The organism is Bacillus sp. OV166, assembly GCF_900177675.1.
Lineage (GTDB): Bacteria > Bacillota > Bacilli > Bacillales > Cytobacillaceae > Neobacillus.
Map to the genome: position 1 here is coordinate 3,083,356 of NZ_FXWM01000001.1, position 15,467 is coordinate 3,098,822.

The 15,467-nt window shown below is 34.5% G+C and carries 19 protein-coding genes and 1 pseudogene; 18 read left to right on the top strand and 2 right to left on the bottom strand.

Annotated elements, in window-relative coordinates:
* The first annotated feature begins 6 nt into the window (after positions 1-6).
* The 6 genes from kdpC (at position 7) to CCK98_RS14890 (ending at position 7,136) form a co-directional block, all read left to right on the top strand.
* Positions 7-573, top strand: a complete 567-nt coding sequence (gene kdpC / locus CCK98_RS14860) for a K(+)-transporting ATPase subunit C (protein WP_088087291.1) — start codon at positions 7-9, stop codon at positions 571-573.
* Positions 574-585: 12 nt separating this feature from the next.
* Complete coding sequence (locus CCK98_RS14865; protein ID WP_218780183.1) at positions 586-3,264, top strand: sensor histidine kinase KdpD; 2,679 nt, start codon at positions 586-588, stop codon at positions 3,262-3,264.
* Between the two features lie 52 nt (positions 3,265-3,316).
* A complete protein-coding gene (locus CCK98_RS14870) occupies positions 3,317-4,018 on the top strand; it encodes a response regulator (RefSeq protein WP_088087293.1) in 702 nt (233 codons plus the stop codon).
* 543 nt (positions 4,019-4,561) lie between these two features.
* Positions 4,562-5,524, top strand: a complete 963-nt coding sequence (locus CCK98_RS14875) for a tRNA-dihydrouridine synthase (protein WP_088087294.1) — start codon at positions 4,562-4,564, stop codon at positions 5,522-5,524.
* Between the two features lie 1,010 nt (positions 5,525-6,534).
* The gene (locus CCK98_RS14885) at positions 6,535-6,801 is read left to right on the top strand and encodes a CPCC family cysteine-rich protein (RefSeq protein WP_088087296.1); all 267 of its coding nucleotides are present in this window, start codon (positions 6,535-6,537) and stop codon (positions 6,799-6,801) included.
* A gap of 80 nt (positions 6,802-6,881) precedes the next feature.
* Positions 6,882-7,136 (top strand): hypothetical protein, encoded by a 255-nt coding sequence (locus CCK98_RS14890; RefSeq protein ID WP_088087297.1) that lies wholly within the window; start codon positions 6,882-6,884, stop codon positions 7,134-7,136.
* A gap of 109 nt (positions 7,137-7,245) precedes the next feature.
* Here the strand turns inward: CCK98_RS14890 and CCK98_RS14895 are convergent.
* A pseudogene (locus tag CCK98_RS14895) lies at positions 7,246-8,083 on the bottom strand (tyrosine-type recombinase/integrase).
* A 178-nt stretch (positions 8,084-8,261) separates the two neighbouring features.
* On the opposite strand from CCK98_RS14895, the gene CCK98_RS14900 reads away from it, so the two are divergent.
* From CCK98_RS14900 to CCK98_RS14910, 3 genes are all read left to right on the top strand, one after another.
* Positions 8,262-8,621: an ankyrin repeat domain-containing protein gene (locus CCK98_RS14900; protein WP_088087298.1), complete on the top strand. Its 360-nt coding sequence runs from the start codon at positions 8,262-8,264 to the stop codon at positions 8,619-8,621.
* A gap of 144 nt (positions 8,622-8,765) precedes the next feature.
* Positions 8,766-9,140: a hypothetical protein gene (locus tag CCK98_RS14905; protein ID WP_088087299.1), complete on the top strand. Its 375-nt coding sequence runs from the start codon at positions 8,766-8,768 to the stop codon at positions 9,138-9,140.
* 203 nt (positions 9,141-9,343) lie between these two features.
* Positions 9,344-9,793 carry a hypothetical protein gene (locus CCK98_RS14910; protein ID WP_142292158.1) on the top strand — a complete coding sequence of 150 codons (450 nt, stop codon included), beginning with the start codon at positions 9,344-9,346 and terminating at the stop codon, positions 9,791-9,793.
* A 233-nt stretch (positions 9,794-10,026) separates the two neighbouring features.
* Here CCK98_RS14910 and CCK98_RS14915 read toward each other — a convergent pair whose 3' ends face one another.
* Complete coding sequence (locus CCK98_RS14915) at positions 10,027-10,383, bottom strand: hypothetical protein (protein WP_088087301.1); 357 nt, start codon at positions 10,381-10,383, stop codon at positions 10,027-10,029.
* A 366-nt stretch (positions 10,384-10,749) separates the two neighbouring features.
* Between CCK98_RS14915 and CCK98_RS14920 the strand changes: the two genes are divergently transcribed.
* From CCK98_RS14920 to CCK98_RS35390, 9 genes are all read left to right on the top strand, one after another.
* Positions 10,750-11,091: a hypothetical protein gene (locus tag CCK98_RS14920; protein ID WP_088090417.1), complete on the top strand. Its 342-nt coding sequence runs from the start codon at positions 10,750-10,752 to the stop codon at positions 11,089-11,091.
* 245 nt (positions 11,092-11,336) lie between these two features.
* Positions 11,337-11,837, top strand: a complete 501-nt coding sequence (locus tag CCK98_RS14925) for a hypothetical protein (protein WP_088087302.1) — start codon at positions 11,337-11,339, stop codon at positions 11,835-11,837.
* Positions 11,838-12,073: 236 nt separating this feature from the next.
* On the top strand, positions 12,074-12,232 hold the full coding sequence (locus tag CCK98_RS35380; protein ID WP_179195808.1) for a hypothetical protein: 159 nt from the start codon (positions 12,074-12,076) through the stop codon (positions 12,230-12,232).
* 218 nt (positions 12,233-12,450) lie between these two features.
* Positions 12,451-12,849, top strand: a complete 399-nt coding sequence (locus tag CCK98_RS14930) for a hypothetical protein (RefSeq protein ID WP_088087303.1) — start codon at positions 12,451-12,453, stop codon at positions 12,847-12,849.
* A 178-nt stretch (positions 12,850-13,027) separates the two neighbouring features.
* Complete coding sequence (locus CCK98_RS14935) at positions 13,028-13,447, top strand: hypothetical protein (RefSeq protein ID WP_088090418.1); 420 nt, start codon at positions 13,028-13,030, stop codon at positions 13,445-13,447.
* A gap of 61 nt (positions 13,448-13,508) precedes the next feature.
* Positions 13,509-14,072, top strand: a complete 564-nt coding sequence (locus CCK98_RS14940; RefSeq protein WP_142292159.1) for a hypothetical protein — start codon at positions 13,509-13,511, stop codon at positions 14,070-14,072.
* A gap of 78 nt (positions 14,073-14,150) precedes the next feature.
* A complete protein-coding gene (locus CCK98_RS14945; RefSeq protein WP_088087305.1) occupies positions 14,151-14,378 on the top strand; it encodes a hypothetical protein in 228 nt (75 codons plus the stop codon).
* A gap of 121 nt (positions 14,379-14,499) precedes the next feature.
* Positions 14,500-14,637, top strand: a complete 138-nt coding sequence (locus CCK98_RS35385; protein ID WP_179195809.1) for a hypothetical protein — start codon at positions 14,500-14,502, stop codon at positions 14,635-14,637.
* A 256-nt stretch (positions 14,638-14,893) separates the two neighbouring features.
* Entirely contained in the window at positions 14,894-15,352 is a 459-nt protein-coding gene (locus CCK98_RS35390; RefSeq protein ID WP_179195810.1) for a hypothetical protein, read from the top strand.
* Positions 15,353-15,467 lie beyond the last annotated feature (115 nt).

The following is a 15,467-nucleotide window of genomic DNA, read 5'->3' on the forward strand; positions in this document are numbered from 1 at the left end:
GTACTGATGACAAACATATCAAAAACATTTAGACCAGCTTTATTTATTTTTATTGCAATGACAATTCTTTGTGGTGTGGTGTATACGAGTGTTGTAACTGGAATTGCTCAACTAATATTTCCAAACCAATCAAATGGAAGCATTGTCACTGTTACACTAAAAGATGGAACAAAGAAGGACGTTGGTTCCGAATTAATTGCTCAAAAATTTACTGAACCAAAATATTTAATTGGGAGATCAATAGGTACAACAAATCTTTCACCTGTTAGCGCTGAACAAGAAAAACTTGTCCAAGAGCGAATTGATTGGTGGCATAAATTTGATCCAGACAACAAATCTGATATCCCGATGGATTTAGTTACAGCTTCAGGTAGTGGAGTCGACCCATATATTTCACCAGCAGCAGCTGAATACCAGGTGTCAAGAATTGCAAAAACAAGAGGAATAAGTGAATATAATGTTAGAAAAATCATCAATCAATATACTACCGACAGATTTCTAGAATTCATTGGAGAACCTGGGGTAAATGTTTTAAAGGTAAATTTAGCTCTTGATGGTCTCTATAAAGGATAGTGATTTCGTATGATGCAAGAAGATAAACGTCCAAATCCGGATAAGCTTTTAGAAGACATACTTGAACAACAAAAGAAAGTTGGTAAACTAAAAATCTTCTTTGGCTATGCAGCAGGTGTAGGAAAAACCTATTCGATGTTAGACGAGGCAAGAGAACATTTTGGCAATGGTGTTGATGTCTTAGTAGGATATGTTGAACCGCATACGAGACCAGAGACCACGCAACTTCTTGAAGGTTTGCCAATGTTACCTTCAAAAAAGACTTCTTATAGAAACATAGAGCTGAAGGAATTTGATTTAGATGCAGCTTTAATCAGGAAGCCTGAACTCATTTTAGTTGATGAGCTTGCTCATACTAATGCTCATGGTCTTCGTAACAAAAAACGATATCAGGACATTGAGGAACTTTTGAATACTGGAATAAATGTATATACAACCGTAAATGTCCAACATATTGAAAGCTTGAACGATATTGTTCAAGATATAACAAAGATTACTGTAAGAGAAACTGTACCAGATACCTTTTTTGATCGCGCAGATTCTGTAAAACTGATTGATATTGATCCTGTAGAATTATTAAAACGATTTGAAGAAGGAAAAATATATAGCCCTGACAGAGTTGCAACAGCTATTAATAACTTTTTTACAGTGGAAAATCTTCGACTTTTACGTGAGATAGCCATGCGGAAAGTTGCGGATAGAATCAGCCATGAGAACCTGAATACACGACGTAGTTTCGCTAAAATGGCCAATACAAAACTTCTAGTTTGTATTGGTCCCTCTCCTTCGTCAGCGAAATGCATTAGATGGACTGCGAGGACGGCTGAAGCATTTCATGCACCTTGGGTAGCTGTTTATGTAGAAAATATGGATAGTGGTCGATTTACAGAACAACAACAAAAATCGCTTAGGATGAATATGGATTTAGCAGAGAAATTAGGTGCTGAAATTGTAACAATTAATGGAGACAATATTGCAACAGCTGTTGCAGAATATGCAAAGCTATCAGGTATCACGAATATTGTGATTGGTAAGAGTCGAAATAAGAAATCATTTAAGAACGTCTTTGAAATGGATTTTGAAGACCAGCTTATATCGCTTTTACCAGGTTTGGAGATTCATATCATTCCTGATAGTAACACACTCCGACCTTATAGAAAAACGAGAAGATTTCATTTCCGTAGTCAAGTACAGTTTTTTTGGAGAGATGTTCTTAAGTCTATTGTATTATTAATGTTAGCAACTATTGTTTCAATTGAACTTCGTGCGCTTGGAATCGGTGAACAAAATGTGATAATGGTTTATATTCTGTCGGTACTCGTTATCTCTAGAATCACAATAGGGTATCTCTATGGTATAGTTTCTTCATTTTTAAGTGTTCTAGCATTTAATTTCTTTTTTACTGTACCTTATTACACATTTAATGCTATTCAAGCAGGATATCCAGTTACCTTTTTCATTATGTTGTTAGTCGCATTGTTTGCAAGTGCTTTGACGGTTCGTATTAAAACACAAGCAAGACTTGCTGTAGAAAGAGAGCGTCGGACAGAGGTTCTTTATGAAATAAACAAAAAGTTGTTAGCTGCCAGAGGGCTTGATAGTATTGTGAATCTGACAAATGAATATGTAGTTAAACTGTTCAATCGAACAGTAATTTTTTACACAGAAGATCCCGAAAACGGGACAATAGGTTACTTGAAGCAATTTTCAGAGGAGATAAAGGACGACATTTTACAATCTGAGAGTGAAAAAGCAGTCGCACATTGGGTATTTGTCAACCACAAACCAGCTGGAGCTGGAGCTGACACACTAATGGGAGCAAAAGCTTATTATTTTCCTGTAGTATCACAAAAAAAGATACTTGGTGTAATGGGAATATCCTGTGAAAAAAGCCTTCTCTATCATGATGATCGTCTTTTTTTACAAATGATTACTGCACAAGTAGCAATGGCCTTAGAACGCCAGTATTTATCAGATGAACAGCGCATAATTCTGGTAGAATCTGAAAAAGAGAAAATGAGAAGTAATCTATTGCGTGCAATCTCACATGATTTAAGAACACCCTTAACAGCTATTCTAGGTGCGAGTTCTGCCATTCTCGAAAATCAAGCATCTTTTGATGAGTCTACAAAAAACAATTTGATTGCGAACATAATAGAAGATTCCCAATGGTTAATTCGAATGGTAGAAAACTTGTTGTCTGTAACACGAATCCATGAAGGAACAATGAATGTTTCCAAATCACCGGAGGCTGTAGAGGAAATTGTTGCAGAAGCAGTAAGTCGAATTAGAAAGAGATTTCCAGAGAGCAATATTTCTGTAAAGGTACCTAATGAACTTTTAATTGTTCCCATGGATGGCACATTAATTGCACAGGTCCTGATTAATCTTCTTGAAAATGCGGTCAAACATTCACAAAACAATACAGCAATTGATGTAAATGTGAAAAAGAATAAGAATTATGCAGTAATTGAGGTAATTGATAACGGAGAAGGAATTGCCGCTGAAGATTTACCATATTTATTTACAAGTTTTGTACCAAATGGAAAGAAAAGTGCCGATTCATCAAGAGGGATGGGAATAGGTCTTTCCATCTGTATGTCAATTATTAAGGCACATCAAGGTAAAATGAGTGCAGAAAACCGAAAGTCAGGTGGAGCAGTATTCCGATTTTATTTACCACTATCATAACAAGTAAACCAGGTTCAGAAATAATAGGTAAGCTAAAGAAGGGCTGTGTAAAATGGTGTATAAAACTTTGATTTTAATCGTTGAAGATGAAGCAGGTATAAGCAATTTTATTTCTGCAATATTAACTTCAAATCATTATCAAATCATAAAAACTAAAAAGGGGAATGAAGCCATTTCAATGATGGCTTCTCATTCGCCTGATTTAATTTTGTTGGACTTAGGATTGCCAGATATTGATGGAATCGAGGTTTTAAAAGCGATTAGACAATGGAGCGAGGTGCCTATTATTGTTGTTTCAGCTCGTGGGCATGAACGGGAAAAAGTAGAAGCGCTTGACCTGGGTGCGGATGATTATATTACTAAACCATTTGGCACTTCAGAGTTGCTTGCTCGAATTCGGACTGCTATTAGGCGAAATAAGAAAGCTATAGAAAGTGATGATCAAAGTCTCAAAAAGTTTAGCGTTGGAGAATTTGAAATCGATTTTGAGAAGCGAAAAGTTCTTATCAAAGGGAAGGAAGTTCATTTTACTCCAATTGAATACAAAATCATTACTTTGCTTTCTGAGCATGCTGGCAAAGTGTTAACACATGACTTTATCATTAAGAAAATATGGGGACCATACACCAATGAAACGCAAGCATTACGAGTCAATATGGCAAATATCCGCAGAAAATTAGAATCAAATCCTGCTGAGCCAAAATACATTCTAACTGAAATGGGTGTTGGGTATAGAATGATAGAAAGCATTTAAAACAAGCTATGAAAATAACTTGTTTTTTTGCTTTAGAAAAAATAACACAAAGAGGCTATCTGGAAATGAGAATAAACTTTCAATTATAATGGAGCAGTCACGCTGTTGATGCAATACTTGCTCTCTACTCAGCAAATTTAATTTGATTTCTTATTTAGCTAACGGGTGCTTTTATTGAAAAAGTACTTGTTTTAAAAAAATTCAAAGAATGTTGATAAACCGACCAAAATCCCTTTTGTGTTGTCAATTACACTCCACACATTGTGAAGCGGTCGCGTGGTTGGAGTTTGTATAATAGAAAAGCATTTGATATAGAAAAAATCTATACCATCTGCTTTTTTGTTAATAAAAATACCATTCAGGACCGATTTTCGTTAAAATAAACATTGCCGCTTTTCACAAATTATAAATGTCCAAATGTACTTATGTTTGATAATAAGTTATTTAGCATGATATAAGTGTAAAAGAAGTGGAACATTTGGCTTTATATTTTTTGCCCGAGAGTTTGAAGTTGTATCCATAGTGAGAGGATTTGAGTTTGAAATGATAGATAATTTTTGGCGTGATTTACCACGACCATTTTTTGTACTTGCACCAATGGAAGATGTGACAGATGTTGTTTTTCGTCACGTAGTAAGTGAAGCCGGTCGACCGGATGTATTTTTCACAGAGTTTACAAACTCGGATAGCTATTGTCATCCAGAGGGCATGAAAAGTGTGCGTGGTCGTTTGATTTTTACAGAAGATGAACAGCCAATGGTGGCACATATTTGGGGGGATAATCCAGAATATTTCCGTCAAATGAGTATTGGCATGGCAGAGCTAGGATTTAAAGGCATCGATATTAATATGGGCTGCCCTGTACCGAATGTGGCTTCGAGAGGGAAAGGTAGTGGCCTTATTCTGCGTCCAGACGTTGCGGCAGAACTTATTCAAGCAGCAAAAGCGGGCGGACTGCCTGTCAGCGTGAAAACACGACTTGGCAATAAGGATGTAAATGAGTGGGAGGAGTGGCTAACGCATATTTTAAAACAGGATATTGCGAACCTTTCTATTCATTTACGTACAAGAAAGGAAATGAGCCAAGTAGATGCGCATTGGGAGCTAATTCCGGAAATCAAAAAATTACGTGACCGTATCGCACCAAATACGCTACTAACAATCAATGGAGACATTCCTGACCGTCAAACTGGGCTGCAGCTTGCTGAACAATATGGTATTGATGGCGTTATGATTGGGCGAGGTATTTTTAAAAATCCTTTTGCTTTTGAAAAAGAGCCAAAAGAGCATAGCAGTAAAGAGTACCTTGATCTTTTAAGACTGCAGCTTGATCTTCAAGATCAATATGCGGAAGCACTGCCACGTTCAATCACAGGGCTTCATCGCTTTTTCAAAATTTATGTCAAAGGATTCCGTGGAGCTGGTGAATTAAGAAATCAATTGATGAACACGAAATCAACAGATGAAGTGCGTGGATTGCTTGATAACTTTGGAAAAGAATGTTGATGGGACGGGGACAGTGAAATGACGTAACTCTCAAAAAGTTAGAGTAAAAATGAATCACATCAACTCATGTGTACTTATTTTATTCAGTTTCAAGTTCCTTTGCAGCCGGCAACTTTTGTTTTGATAAAGTCTGTTTTCTGAAAGAAAAAGGTCTCAAGAATGTAATAAACCCACCAGCACCCTTGTGTTGCTACATACACTCTGCACATTGTGAGGCTGTGGCGAAAATTGAATTGGTATGAGAGTAACAGCCTTGTCCATTAGCGATAAGGCTGTTTTTCCGTATTTTGAGTGGTATCAGTAACTGTCTTTCTTTGCGTCTTTACTAATCGGAGTTATTCCCAAATATATAGATTATCCTCCTGGATGGTATCCAATAGGGATGGACTTGATGGTTGCAGTCTAGTTATTAAACCAGATACTGAGAATAAAGGTTCACTTTATTGGTTAGATAATGGTGGAACATTAGTTGATTCAAACGGCTATTTAAACTTTAATTTGATAAATGATTTGACCATTTTTTCGCTGCACAAGGTTGTAAGTTTTGGGAGTGGGGTCTTTTATCTTTATAGAATGGTTCGATTAGCAGTTTTTAAAAAATATTAGCAAGCCAAGCTACCGATTGGGTAAATCAATTGTAAAAAACTCGATTAAAGAGAACTACTTACGTTCTAATTTTAATGGGAACATGTTGAAAATCAGACATTCAGTTGTCTTACTTCTAATACCGGCATTAACTATTAATAAAACCGAGATAAATACAGTAATAACTAAGGAAATACTACAGCAATTAACAGCCATTACTACTGTTGCAACGGAAAGGTAGGTATGACTGCTATTCAACTAGTTGGTCTGGTCTGTTATTTAATGTGAGAGGAGGAGCTGTCAATTCAGGCAAAGTGAACCATTATTATAGTAAGATTGTGAAATCCTGTACTTAAACTAACGAAGCAGTTTAGTTGCATAAGTAGTATGATAAAATTCAATTAAAAAAGCGTCGGAGAGATTATATGAAATATACTTGTCCTTGTTGTGGATATAAAACATTAGACGAAGAACCACCAGGTACTTACGATATATGTGAAATTTGTTTTTGGGAAGATGATGGAGTTCAATTTGATGACCCTGATTATGAAGGAGGAGCTAATATTCCATCCTTAAGGCAAGCACAAAAAAACTTTATTGTATATGGAGCTTGTGAAGAAAGGTGTATTGAGTTTGTAAGAAAACCTAATGAAAAAGACGTTAAAGACCTTAATTGGAAACGGTTATTATAGAGGAGAGTTGTTCAACTAACGGGTGACAGAGTTGAACAAGGAGTTGCGGTTAAAACATATTCATAGGGGAGTTTAGAATAATGCTTGAACTTGTTAAAGAAATATACTCACCTAGTAAGGCATATAAAGTGGAAATTTATAAACGTTTGAGAGATGGACTTTTAGAAATTGACGTTTATTTTTGGGATAGTGAATGGGAAACTTGGCTTCAAAAGTCTACTAGCTTTTCACTTACTGACAACTTAAACAGTGCAATGGCAATTGCTAATGAAAAACTGAAGGTTTATTCAGGCGAGATAATTGAAGTGATATGTGAACCATTTCACATAAGCTAACGGGTGCAAGAGTTTAACACCCCGTTACCATTTTGGTGGTTATTATAAAAGAGTTAAACGAAGCAACACTCTTTAAAGGTGTTGCTTTTGTACATATTTGAGCCATTGGTTAAAAATATTTTCTATACAATTCTTGTTTAAGACTACCACTTAATTGGGCATAAATTTTTGTTTTCGCTCTTCTGGTGACCAAGTAGACTTTGGATAACATCAAGAGGTGCTCCATTATTCAACAAATGTGTTGCATAGCTATGTCTAAGTTGGTGTGGATGAATTACTTTACTAATCTCTGCCCTATCAGAAATCCGCTTAACAATGTATCTCATTTGAGCAATGCTCATTCTATGTAGTTTACGTTCTGTAACAAAAATGGCCGGATCATTATCCTGACGATTATCTAAGTACCGTTTAAGCCAAATTTCACAACGAATATTAAAATATACTTCTCTTTCTTTATCACCTTTGCCTAGAACAATCGCTGATCGGTTTGACCAATTGATCCTGTTCTTATCTAGCGAAACAATTTCACCTATTCTACAACCTGTTGAAAACATAAATTCGAATAATGCCTTTTCCATAGGAGTGGCACAGGCTTCCCTTAAGTATTCGATTTCTCTTTCCGTTAAAAATTTGGGGATTCGTTTTCCTGCTTTAGGCTCTTTTAATTTAGCAGCCGGATTCTTTAAAATATGTCCTTCCTCGTGTGACCAACGGAAAAGTGATTTTATAAAACGAATACGGTGAGCTAAGCTGGATGGCTTTAGATTTTCACTTGACTTTGCCAAGTATTCTTTTAATTTGATAGTAGTAATGGTTTCGAGTTTTACATCCTCAAAATACCGTATCACCAACAACGCTTGAAGTTTATAGGCCTTTAAAGTCTGTTGGGAGAACCCTTCAATTCGTTTATCAGATTCATAAATTTCCCAGGCTTTTGATATTAGCAAAATACATCTCTCCCTAAAAATTCTATTTTTAGAGGAATTATTGACCTGATTATTAATTTTGATACAGTACGGCAATCTTCAACTATCGTAAGCAGGTTAATTTAATAAGAAAGGTGAAGTTTATGGTAGGATTTAGTTTGAAGGGGCTGCAATAATTAAGAAAAGAGGCTGGTTACTAATGAATTATTCCGATTTATTACATAGAAAAGATAGTGAAGGTCTAAATAAATTTTTAAAAACACACGATGTAAATGAGGAATTTCAAGGTCAAAGTCTTTTATACTGGGCAGTTCATAGCGATAATTTTGAATTTATAAAACAATTGGTTCATCAAGGTGCTGATTTGAACCTATGTGACCGTTTAGGCAGGACACCGTTGTTAATTGCGTGTTATTTCGGCTTTATTGACATTGCTTCATATTTGTTAGAAAACGGAGCAAAGATGGATGGTTGTTTAGAAAGAGCAAAACAAGGTTGGGATGATCATATCCAAACAGAAATTATTGAATTACTAAAGCAATGGGAAAAGAACTGTTAAATATCATTTTCAACTAAAGGGTTAGTTCCGGCTGCCATTTCAAGCAACGTCTCTTCTTAAACTAACTGGCAGTTTAGTTTAATAAAAATTATGTGAAAAGTGATATTATATGAATAATTAAGCCCTAAAGGGAGTTGTATCTAAATGAAAGAGAGTCAAAAAGACCTGGATTTTTTACAGGAGGTAGCAAAAAAAATTTCAGATAGGTCCAAACAGAATTCTCCAATTTTACCTGAAGAAGTGTTTGATTTATTTAAAGATACACTGGAAAGTATGACAACAGTTCGAATCGTTGAAATGCCAATTTTTATGCCTGTTTTAATTGAAAAAGAAGATGAATTTTATACTGCCAGAAGCTATGGATACAATAGGTGCAAAGGGATTGGACGTAACGAAGAAGATGCTATACAAAATTTAAAAGAAGAAATTAATTTATATAACCGATCTTGTATAAACGCGGAGAAGAAAATGCACATTGAAGATATAGTTAATAATATTTTTCCAAAGGGTAGTTTTTAGGATTTACTCATTATTGAGAGGCGTTCTTCTACAACTAACGGGTGCAATAGTTGAAGATTGTAAGCCTGCTTTCGGTGGGCTTTTTTTTGCTTCTTCCACTAACGGGGCAGGTTAGCTCAAGAAGGATTGTTAATTCGAGTCGTCGAATTTTATATTTGTTAAAAGGAGAATATTCGGGGATTTGACAGGAAGAAGGTATGAAAATGCTACACCAGATTAGAATAGGAAAATGGTTAATAGAAGCTGATATTGATAAGACACGAGAATTTTACAGCAAAGATATACCAGTCTGTAATTGCTTATACTGTAAAAATTATGTTGAAGCTTGTAAGAATTTAAAGACTTCTGTTTCTGATGTATTCACCAAACTTGGGATAAATCCAGCAAAACCAGCACATCTCTCTGAACTACCTACCGAGGAAGAGAGTAAAAGGTTGTACTTTGGGCATTATCATCTAGTAGGAAGAGTGTTAGAAGGAGAATTGTGTACATTAACTAACTTTAATGAAATGAATACTTATAAGATAGAGAATTTCACAGTTGGATTCTCAGAGGATTTAGAGTTTGTGCCAGAAGGATTCCCAACCCCAATCCTACAGGTAAGCTTTGATGCTAAAATGCCTTGGGTTCTTAAAAAAAATCCAGATGATTGAGTAAGAGTCTTGTGCAACTAACGGGTGCTTTACTTCAATACGGAGTAGGGTCTTTTTTCTGTTGTTCAACTAACGTAAGCAGGTTAATTCAACAAGGAAAGTCTTATTATTTCGAATTGAACCATATTGTGAAGGAGCAAAATAAAATCTCAATAAATAATCAAAGTACCCTTGTGGGGTACTCTGGTAGTGGTTAAAATAATAGTATTAGTGACCGAGAAAAAATAAACACTTTATTTAAACGCATAATTAAATAAGCCGAAATATAAAGGTCCAACTAAGAAAATTAATGTAATTCCGATAATTGCTAGTTTAATGGATTGAGGTGTATCATCGTCACCTTCAACCTCTTCATTGAACTTTTTGAAACTAAAATAAACATCCCATATCAAACCAATTACAAATACAAATTTCCATACAAGAGGAGTAAGAATCTGTGTATTAGTAACGTAACCAAATAAACCTATCCAAGTAATTACGGAAAATAGAAAATCTATTATACCAAGAGTTTTTTTATAGCCAGTTATGAGTATTGCAATAGCAGCAATTGCTAAAATTACTAAGTAGCAATACCAAAGAATATCTATCATAATTTTTTCTGTTCTCTCCCTTGAATTTATTGATTTCATTATAAATGAAATCAAATTAAATATGAATAACATTAATACGTATTTCGAGGAATGTGCAATAGAAGAGAAGGTGCTTGTTCAACTAACGGAGCGGTTTAATAAGAAAAATTAAAGTGAAATTTGATAAAAGAGTTTGTACCATTTTCCAAAAAGTTCACTTATAATTGTTTTTGTATAAGACATAATAGGGGTTTTACAACTATGAAAAAGCTATTATTAATTTCTATTTTATCATCTGTTTTAGTTTTAGGGGCTTGTAGCGAAAACAAGGAATCCGCCGAGGGTGAGGAAAATCCAAAACAAGAAGTAAAAAATTTGGAGGATATTATGACTTTTGAAGAGTTAACTAAAAACAAACCAACGCTAGAATGGAAACAAAGAATGGATGAAGATGATGACCTATTTACTGACGAAAATATAAATGCAACTAATGAGGTTCTTGATTCATACATCAATAGCCTAAAAGTTCTAAGAGATAATCCGACTGAGGAAGAAATATTAGAATGTGTTAAAAAAGTAGTTATCAGTTTAAATGAACTAAATGAAAATTATGATTACTTTATTGAGACAATGGAGAGAGAAGAACTATATGAGTTTATTACTGAAGCAGCACGAATAGCTGGCTTTGAGTCTGAAGAAGACATAACTGAAGAATGGAGAGAATGGTAAAACTATTTGAACTAACGCGTGCGATGCTTAAACAAGGCATCGCCTATTTTGGTCTTTTCAACAAAGCAGATTGTGAAGTATTGTACTTAAAGTAACGGGTGCGATAATTTAAGATTGAAGCTGCCATTTTGGCGGCTTTTCTTCTTGTGCTAACGGGGCAGAATAGAATAATAATTGGTAAAAAGGCATTTTCCTTTTGTCTTAATGGGCTTTACAATTTTGCAAACAAAAAGGTGATTCTTTGTATGTTGGAAAAAAGAGAAGGCACAATCAATGAAATTGTCTATGAATTTACCTCTTATCGTAATGGGAAGTACAGTATCTTCCCAACCATTTCAGATTTGTATTTACTTTTGAATAAAATTATTCGTTCCAAAGTTACAACCCAATACATCAGAATCACACCATTTTATTTAAATGAAAAGGTTAAATTACAACGTGAATTTGATGAATATATGTTCTATTTGGAATGTAGGGAACAGTTTACCGTCCAAGATGAGAAATTTCATATTTTAGAAAATTTGGATGCTAATACTGTAACATCCGATGAATTTGAAACAGGGAAAATTCTTACCCCCTTGTGCAGATACGATGACCCCAAAACTTATAAATCCTTACTCGAAGGATACTGTAAGTTTTTAGATATGATTTTACCTCGTTTATTTGAATCTGCGAAGATTGACTTGAAGCTTACTGATGAAGACTTGGCATTCGGTTATTTTTGTTTTGAAATCCACAGTGAATAATTGATTGATTGTGAAACATTGTACTTAAACTATCTGGTGCGTTAGTCACAAAAGGAACGGCAAAAAGACGATCATTTTTTGTGCCAATAAACAGCATCGTAGAAATGGTTACTCAGAGCATAAGAATGTGAGGGAATGTACTTAAAGTAACGGGGCAGTTTTGTTAAAAAATATTGTAAAAAAAAGTTAAATTTGTAATATAATATAAGTAATTCTTTGGTTAGTTTGGAGGTGTTATGATGATTTGGATTTATATATTTACACCTATCATTATATTGGTTGGAATAGCCATTTATTTTGACAAAAAATCTGGGGCGACTTCACCAGATGAAAGAACAGCTGATAAGTTAGAGGAATATCCACCAGAAAATCCTTTCGGACCCAATAATTTTTGACCTTAAAATGATTCAAATACAACTTTTCAAAGACATTGTGAAGGAATGTACTTAAAGTAAATTGGTGCAAGAGTTAAAGATTGGGATGGCTGCGGCGATCCCTATTTTTATTGCACTAACGAAGCAGGTTAGTTATATCTAGAAACAAAGAAATTTGCCTAATAAAAGGGGTTATTTATTCAATACACTCGTATACTTCAGGAGAGGGGTGAAGGAGTGTGGCGAAACGAAAAAATATAAAAAAATCCATTAGAGAAAGCAAAATAATGACTGTTATATCGATTATTGTTGTTGTAATCATTATTTGTATTTGTTTATTGCTTAGAGAGATAGGCATTTCTGAGGATGTTTTTGGTATTTTAGCACTGGTTCTCGGCTTTATAGGCTACCGTCACGGAAGGAAAAGAAGAGGTAAACACAAGGAGTCCATCAGAGAAAAAAATAAAATTACCTTTATTTCGATAATTGTTATTGTAATCATTTTTTGTATTTGTTTGTTTGTTGGAGAGATAGGTGTTTCTGAGGATGTTGTTTTTTGTATCTTAGGACTTGTTTGTTACGTTCTCGGCTACCATCAAGGAAGGACAGGAAGAGGTAAACACAAAGAGATTCCTTGAAATATGAAGATACCCTTATTCAACTAACGGGTGCTTGAGTTGAAGAACGGAGCTGTCATCGAGGCAGCTCTTTTTACTTGTTCCACTAACGATACAGGTTTGTTTTGTAACAGTTATTTTAAAATGTAAAAAATTAGGAGATGATAACAATAAAATACAAAAAAAGGAAATGCTTGTTATGAGGAATATTTCAGCGTTATTTTCAATACTTATGCCAGGGTTTGGGCAAATATATAATGGACAATTTTTAAAAGGTGTTATTTTCGTGGGGATTGAACATTTTGATAATATGTTTGGAAAAATAAACAAAGCTATTCAACTTGATTTTAATGGTTTCCATCAACAAGCATTAGAGGTAGTTATTTATGATGGTATGTTATTTTATCCAGGCTTCTTTGTGTATACAGTCTGGGATGCTTGGTATTATGCAAAGGAAAGTGCAAACAAAACATCAACTGCTATTCCTTTTATTATAGCTGGTTTTTTAGGAACCTTTGGTGCAATTTTTGCTTCAAAGTTACCATTTCCTTCTTTAACAGTTGGAATGCTAATGATAATACCAATGATTTTCGGTATGGTGATTTTTAGAAAGCAGTAATATATTTAATAATTATTTGTTCAACTACCGGGTGCAAGAGTTGAAGATGGGAGCTGTCATTTTGGCAGCTTTTCTTGTTCCACTAACGAAGCAAGTTAGCTTAAGAAGGGGAATTAAAACAAATAGAGAATTATTAAGTAAATCAAAAACACAAGGAGTGGTTTTAATACCACAACATATTTCGATTGAGGTTGATTTAGAATCATTGGAAAATAGACAAAACATTACAGGAGATATATATTTCGTCATTGATTACCATCGTTTTTTCCCTGAAGAAGGATGGTCTGATTTTGTTGTTATTATATTATCCTGGTGGATAGCATCAATGAAGGGATTAATGATTTCTGAAACGGGAAGAGCATACGAGTTTGACTTTATGGACGGCACTCCAATTGTTCTGGCTAAGAAGTTAGATAGTGAAAATTTAGAATTACGTTTTTGTATCGAGAGAGAAAAAAAGCAAGTAAATTTTACTGCAATTTGTTCAATCAAAGAACTTAGAGATTCAATTCTGTCTGTTTCAAAAAAAGTAATCAGGGCATTTGAAAGGAAAAAATGGGAAAGGGAAAATATAGATGAACTAAAGGACTTAGTTTTATCCTTAGAAAGGTACACTTTTCAATAGAATTCTTATTAAGCTAACGGGTGCAATAGTTGGACAAGGAGTTGCTGTTAAAACATATTCATAGGGGAGTTTAGAATAATGCCTGAACTTGTTAAAGAAATATACTCACCTAGTAAGGCATATAAAGGGGAAATAAATAAACGTTTGAGAGATGGACTTTTAGAAATTGACGTTTATTTTTGGGATAGTGAATGGGAAACTTGGCTACAAAAGTCAACTGGCTTTTCACTTACTGACAACTTAAATAGTGCAATGGCAAATGCTAATGAAAAACTGAAGGCTTATTCAGGCGAGATAATTGAATAGATATGTGAACTATTTCACTTAAACTAACGGGTGCTTTTGTCTAATTTAGCGGTCATAAAATTTTCGTTACTGCGGCATATTATATTTATAAAAATATTTTAATGAATTGAGGTTTTTGAAAATGGATGAAATGATAACTACTAATCAAGTAGAAGAAGTAAATAAACAACTGAAAAAAATTCCCAAGGAAGACGAAGAAAGAAGAATTGAAAATCAGCCGCAAACAGGTAAAAACGAGAAAGCCATCGAGCCGTTTTAATCCGGACAATAGCAAACCGAAGGATTTTGCTGACCACAAATTTCATAAACAAAAAAAATGAGGAATGGGGAAATCCCGATCCCCATTGAACGGTAAATGTTAGACACCGACTTTATTGCACTAACGGGTGCTTTAGCTCAAGAACGATTTTGCTGCTTCGGCAGCCTTTTTTTCGTTGTTCCACTAACGGGCAGGTTTGTTCAATAAGGATTTAGAATATAATCTGTAATATTACCTAATTTGGGAGATCGTTTTGGTGGGGATTAAGGAGTTAATCAATTTCCTTAATAAACTGGAAGAAAGTAATATATTTTATAAGCTAAATAAAGTAAGAGATGAAGCTATAATGGTTGAAATTACTGTTCCAGGGCAACATTGTGAAGTTGAGTTTATGAATGATGGTACAGTAAAAATTGAAAAATTCATAAGCGATGGAGACTTTTATGATGTTAAAGAGATAGAGATACTATCTAACGATTTCAGTGATTTGTTCAAAAGGTTATTAAGCTGTCGGGTGCATTCCTTAAATAAAATCCAGTACAAGGAGACAAGTATGAAAGAAGTAATTCGTGTTGAATTATGTAAATTATTGGGTTTGAAATTACAAAATGCTGGAAGAGCATCTAACCTTTTTTGGATGGGGTTCGGGGATATGATTCAAATAAACAGAAGAGGCAGAACCCAAGAAACACCAGAATATGAATTACATATTTAATGTTCGTGGAGAATTACCTTAGATAACTTAATAGTTGTAGCTTCAAGAGATTTCTATTCTCCTAACTCGGAATGGGATGATGATACAGAGGATTTCGATTGGGATATACAAGGTA